General features: G+C 50.5%; 3 protein-coding genes. 2 read left to right on the forward strand and 1 reads right to left on the reverse strand.

What is annotated here, in order from left to right; translation table 11 throughout:
• Positions 1-66 precede the first annotated feature (66 nt).
• Together ACTHUT_RS16910 and ACTHUT_RS16915 are read left to right on the forward strand one after the other, a co-directional pair.
• On the forward strand, positions 67-657 hold the full coding sequence (locus tag ACTHUT_RS16910) for a Maf family protein (protein ID WP_250599601.1): 591 nt from the start codon (positions 67-69) through the stop codon (positions 655-657).
• 54 nt (positions 658-711) lie between these two features.
• Positions 712-1,422 (forward strand): SAM-dependent methyltransferase, encoded by a 711-nt coding sequence (locus tag ACTHUT_RS16915; RefSeq protein WP_250599603.1) that lies wholly within the window; start codon positions 712-714, stop codon positions 1,420-1,422.
• Between the two features lie 91 nt (positions 1,423-1,513).
• Here the strand turns inward: ACTHUT_RS16915 and yidC are convergent.
• On the reverse strand, positions 1,514-2,958 hold a 1,445-nt coding region (yidC, locus tag ACTHUT_RS16920; RefSeq protein WP_440419149.1), incomplete at its 5' end, for a membrane protein insertase YidC.

Here is a 2,958-nt window from a genome sequence, read left to right on the forward strand (position 1 = left end):
GGGTATGACATAAACGGAGTATGATATAATTTTGGCGGTCTAACGTCAATGTTTTTAAGTAAAAATATGGAAGTAAAACTGCCTTTGGTTTTAGGGTCGAGTTCGGTTTTCCGCTGCGGACAGCTTCGCCGTTTGGGTATCGATTTTCAGACGGCATCGCCTGATTTTGACGAAACGCCTATTGCGGGCGAGCATGCAGGCGAGACGGCGCTGCGTTTGGCGGAAGGCAAAGCCCGTTCATTGGCGGCAACTTTTCCTGCCGCGCTGATTATTGGTGCAGACCAAGTCGCATGGTGCGAAGGACGGCAGTTGGGCAAGCCGATGAACGTCGCAAATGCACAACAGATGCTGGCGGACTTAAGCGGAAAACGGATTGAATTTTACAGCGCAATCGTGCTTTTGAATACTGCTACGGGCAAGGTTCAGCATCATGTCGATCATACGGTGGTTACCATGCGCCGGTTGACGCAGGAGCAAATCAGCCGATATTTGGAACGCGAGCCGGATGCGGTTTATTGTGCCGGTGCGGCGAAGAGCGAGGGTTTGGGCGCTGCTTTGTTGGAGCAGATTGAAAGTACGGACCCGAATGCTTTGATCGGCCTTCCGATTTTCCGTCTGATTGATTTTTTGAAAAACGAAGGTGTGGAAGTTTTATAGTTTGAGGCCGTCTGAATGTGTTCAGACGGCCTGACATTTTTTGGAGTTGCAAGAATGAAACCGATTTTGTATTTGATTCCTACCCCTTTGGGTGCGCCTGATACGCCATGCCTGTTGCCGCATGAACAACAGGCGATTGTCGGGCTGACGGATTTTGTTGTGGAAGCGGAAAAAACAGCGCGCGCGCATTTGAAGCATTTGGGCGTGACTACGCCTATCCGCGAGCTGAATCTGCAAACGTTGAATGAACACACGGATTTGAAGACTTTGCCGGAACTGCTGAAACCTTTGCAAGAAGGGCGCAGTATGGGTATTGTCAGCGAGGCGGGTTGTCCGGTTGTTGCCGATCCGGGTGCGAATTTAGTGGCGTTGGCGCATAAACACGGTTTTGAAGTACGGCCTTTGGTTGGGCCATCCAGCTTGTTGCTGGCGCTGATGGCTTCGGGTGCGAATGGGCAGAACTTTGCGTTTAAGGGTTATCTACCGTCTGAAAAAAATGAGCGGATTCAGAGTTTGAAGGTTTTGGAGCAACGTTCGCGCCAGCAGAATGAAACGCAGCTGTTTATCGAAACGCCGTATCGCAACGATGCGTTGTTGGCTGATGCGGTGGAAAACCTACATCCTGAAACGCGCTTGTGCGTGGCTACGGACTTGACCTTGCCGACACAGGAAATCATCAGCCAGACGATTGCGCAGTGGCGAAAAAGAAAAGAAATGCCGAATTTGAAAAAACGTCCGACTATTTTTGTGTTGCATGCCGCGTAAAACTGGATTGGGTTTAATCTCAAACTGTATTTGAGGAAATAAAAAAAGGCCGTCTGAACAACAGACGGCCTTTGTGTTGCCTAAACCTTCATCAAGAAATGACTTCGCCTTGGGCACGTTGTTTTTCGATGCTGCGGTTGATGTGCCATTGTTGGGCGATGGTCAAGAGGTTGTTGACTACCCAGTACAGAACCAAGCCGGCAGGGAAGAAGAAGAACATGATGGAGAAAACCAAAGGCATGATTTTCATCATTTTCGCCTGCATTGGGTCGGTTGATGGCGGATTCAGATAAGTTTGTGCAAACATGGTTACCGCCATAATCAAAGGCAGGATGTAGAAAGGATCCGGACGGCTCAAGTCGGTAATCCAACCCAACCAAGGCGCTTGGCGCAATTCTACGGAGGCGAACAATGCCCAGTACAGACCGATGAAGACGGGGATTTGCAACAGCATAGGCAGACAGCCGCCCAGCGGATTGATTTTCTCGTCTTTATAAAGCTGCATCATGGCTTGTTGTTGCGCCATGCGGTCATCACCGTATTTCTCTTTAATGGCTTGCAATTTAGGTGCGGCAGCACGCATTTTTGCCATAGAGCGGTAAGAGGCGTTGGTCAATGGATACAGTACGGCTTTGACGATGATGGTCAAAACGATGATTGCCCAGCCCCAGTTGCCGATGATGTTGTGCAGTTGGTTCAAGAGCCAGAAGAGCGGGGAAGCGAACCAGTGTACTTTGCCGTAGTCTTTGGCCAGTTGCAGTTTGTCGGCGATGTTGGCGATAACGGAAGTGGTTTGCGGACCGGCATACAGGTTGATGGCGGTTTCGGCTTTTGCACCGGCTTGGATGGCGGCTAAAGGCACGCTGACGCTTGCGCTGTACAGATTGTCGTTGCGACGTTTGATGTCGATGTTGCATTCGCCTGCAGAGCATACGCTTTGGCCGTCTTTAGGCTGCAAAATCCAAGTGGACATGAAGTGGTGTTCAATCATGCCGAGCCAGCCGGTCGGGGTTTTGCGGATGTATTCGGCTTCGGATTTGCCGGATTTGGCATCGTCGTCCAAATCAGAGAAGCTGACTTTTTGGAAGTCGCCTTCAGGGGTGTAAACCACCGGGCCGACGTAAGAGCGGGTGAAGTAGCCTTGACCTTCGGGTTCGCTGTTGTCGCGTACGATGCGGTAGTCCGCGCTCAGGTTGACAGGTTGGCCGTTGCTGTTGGTAATGTCAAAGCGGATGTTAACCAAGTAGCTGCCTTTGGTAAAAGTATAAACTTTGTCGATTTTCAGGCCGTTGGTTTCAGGTGCGCTCAGGCGGACTTCAACTTTGTCACCTTCCAAACTGTATTGTTTTTGTGGGGCGGTAAAGCTGATGCCTTTCAGAACGTTGTTGCCTTGAGCGTCCAAAAGTTCAGATTGGGCAACGTAGGTGTATTCCTTGCCGTCGTTAAACAGGACGAAAGGTTTGTGTTCGTCGCCGGTTGCTTTGTATTGCAAGAGGGTCAGCTGACGCAGGTCGCCGCTTTTCTCATCGATGACGG

The sequence above is a fragment of the Neisseria sp. P0022.S010 genome (assembly GCF_051956635.1).

Coding starts and splice junctions, on each gene's coding strand:
- ACTHUT_RS16910 (WP_250599601.1), top strand. CDS start 67: ATGGAAGTAAAACTGCCTTTGGTTTTAGGGTCGAGTTCGGTTTTCCGC.
- ACTHUT_RS16915 (WP_250599603.1), top strand. CDS start 712: ATGAAACCGATTTTGTATTTGATTCCTACCCCTTTGGGTGCGCCTGAT.